Below are 3,140 nucleotides of genomic sequence, written 5' to 3'. Positions count from 1 at the left end.
TTTGTTCTTAAGCGTTAACTAAATCAAGTTATTTTGCTTAATATCGAATCAATTGATGCTTTACATACAACTGTTTGGGTGTTGTATAGTCAAGCCTCACGAGCAATTAGTATTGGTCAGCTTCATGCGTCACCGCACTTCCACATCCAACCTATCAACGTCGTAGTCTTCAACGGCTCTTTAGTGGACATAAAGTCCAAGGGAAATCTTATCTTGAGGTAGGCTTCCCGCTTAGATGCTTTCAGCGGTTATCCCTTCCGAACATAGCTACCCGGCGATGCGACTGGCGTCACAACCGGTACACCAGAGGTTCGTCCACTCTGGTCCTCTCGTACTAGGAGCAGATCCTCTCAAATTTCCAGCGCCCACGGTAGATAGGGACCGAACTGTCTCACGACGTTCTAAACCCAGCTCGCGTACCTCTTTAAATGGCGAACAGCCATACCCTTGGGACCTGCTTCAGCCCCAGGATGAGATGAGCCGACATCGAGGTGCCAAACACCGCCGTCGATATGAACTCTTGGGCGGTATCAGCCTGTTATCCCCAGAGTACCTTTTATCCGTTGAGCGATGGCCCTTCCATACAGAACCACCGGATCACTAAGACCTACTTTCGTACCTGCTCGACTTGTGGGTCTCGCAGTTAAGCGCGCTTTTGCCTTTATACTCTACGCGTGATTTCCGACCACGCTGAGCGCACCTTCGTACTCCTCCGTTACTCTTTAGGAGGAGACCGCCCCAGTCAAACTACCCACCAGACATGGTCCTCGCTCCAGATCATGGAGCAGAGTTAGAACCTCAATATTACCAGGGTGGTATTTCAAGATTGGCTCCACCGAAACTAGCGTCTCGGTTTCAAAGCCTCCCACCTATCCTACACAAGTAAGATCAAAGTTCAATGTCAAGCTGCAGTAAAGGTTCACGGGGTCTTTCCGTCTAGCCGCGGGTACACCGCATCTTCACGGCGATTTCGATTTCACTGAGCCTCTGCTGGAGACAGCGCCCCCATCATTATGCCATTCGTGCAGGTCGGAACTTACCCGACAAGGAATTTCGCTACCTTAGGACCGTTATAGTTACGGCCGCCGTTTACTGGGGCTTCGATCAAGAGCTTCGCTTACGCTAACCCCATCAATTAACCTTCCAGCACCGGGCAGGCATCACACCCTATACGTCCACTTTCGTGTTTGCAGAGTGCTATGTTTTTAATAAACAGTTGCAGGGGCCTGGTTTCTGTGGCTGCTCTCAGCTCAGGAAGCAAGTTCCATCACCAAAAGCAGCGTACCTTCTCCCGAAGTTACGGTACCATTTTGCCTAGTTCCTTCAGCAGAGTTCTCTCAAGCGCTTTGGTCTACTCGACCTGACCACCTGTGTCGGTTTCGGGTACGATTCCAGTGTAACTGAAGCTTAGAGACTTTTCCTGGAAGTATGGTATCAGCCACTTCACTGTACAAGTACAGCTTGCTGTCAGATCTCAGCATAGAGTACCCCGGATTTGCCTAAGATACATGCCTACTTCCTTTCACCTGGACAACCAACGCCAGGCTGACTTAACCTTCTCCGTCCTCTCATCGCATTACACTGAAGTATTGGAATATTAACCAATTTCCCATCGACTACGCCTCTCGGCCTCGCCTTAGGGGTCGACTCACCCAGCCCCGATTAACGTTGGACTGGAACCCTTGGTCTTTCAGCGAACGGGTTTTTCACCCGTTTTGTCGTTACTCACGTCAGCATTCGCACTTCTGATACCTCCAGCGGACTTCTCAATCCACCTTCATCGGCTTACAGAACGCTCCCCTACCACTTACACTAATGTGTAAATCCGCAGCTTCGGCATATAGTTTTAGCCCCGTTACATCTTCCGCGCAGGCCGACTCGACTAGTGAGCTATTACGCTTTCTTTAAAGGGTGGCTGCTTCTAAGCCAACCTCCTAGCTGTCTATGCCTTCCCACATCGTTTCCCACTTAACTATAATTTTGGGGCCTTAGCTGGCGGTCTGGATTGTTTTCCTCTTGACTACGGACGTTAGCACCCGCAGTCTGTCTCCCGGATAGTACTCATTGGTATTCGGAGTTTGCATCGGTTTGGTAAGTCGGGATGACCCCCTAGCCGAAACAGTGCTCTACCCCCAATGGTATTCGTCCGAGGCGCTACCTAAATAGCTTTCGGGGAGAACCAGCTATCACCGAGTTTGATTAGCCTTTCACCCCTATCCACAAGTCATCCCCTGGCTTTTCAACGACAGTGGGTTCGGTCCTCCAGTTAGTGTTACCCAACCTTCAACCTGCTCATGGATAGATCACCCGGTTTCGGGTCTACACCCAGCAACTAAACGCCCTATTAAGACTCGATTTCTCTACGGCTCCCCTAATCGGTTAACCTTGCTACTGAATGTAAGTCGCTGACCCATTATACAAAAGGTACGCAGTCACCAAACAAGTTGGCTCCCACTGCTTGTATGCATGCGGTTTCAGGATCTATTTCACTCCCCTCACAGGGGTTCTTTTCGCCTTTCCCTCACGGTACTGGTTCACTATCGGTCAGTCAGGAGTATTTAGCCTTGGAGGATGGTCCCCCCATATTCAGACAAGGTTTCACGTGCCTCGCCCTACTCGACATCATTATCTAAGCCCTTTCGCGTACAGGACTATCACCTACTATGGTCGCACTTCCCAGAGCGTTCCACTAAAGCTTAGATAACTTAATGGGCTTTTCCCCGTTCGCTCGCCGCTACTGAGGGAATCTCAATTGATTTCTTTTCCTAAGGGTACTGAGATGTTTCACTTCCCCTCGTTCGCCTCATAAACCTATGTATTCAGTTTATGATACCCGCCTTATAGCGGGTGGGTTTCCCCATTCAGAAATCTCCGGATCACAGGATATTTGCCGCCTCCCCGGAGCTTATCGCAGGCTATTACGTCTTTCATCGCCTCTGACTGCCAAGGCATCCACCACATGCACTTAATTACTTGACTATACAACCCCAAACAGTCGCCCATCTCCTACAAGTGAAGATGTTGCGTTGCGAACTTAATCGCCACAGTTAGAGTCTCGTGAACTTAATCACTGTACAGCTTCAATTAGATTCATATACCAAAACGCTTGATTCAGTTAATTTCGCTAGTAACTCATTTCA

General features: G+C 49.4%; 1 rRNA gene. It reads right to left on the bottom strand.

The features are described from left to right. Window positions 1–85: 85 nt before the first annotated feature. Window positions 86–2,979: ribosomal RNA gene (locus FTU65_RS15840) — 23S ribosomal RNA — on the bottom strand. Between the last annotated feature and the right edge of the window lie 161 nt (window positions 2,980–3,140).

The organism is Acinetobacter sp. YH12129 (assembly GCF_013418685.1).
Taxonomy (GTDB): domain Bacteria; phylum Pseudomonadota; class Gammaproteobacteria; order Pseudomonadales; family Moraxellaceae; genus Acinetobacter; species Acinetobacter amyesii.
This window is presented reverse-complemented; position numbering and strand designations above follow the sequence as displayed.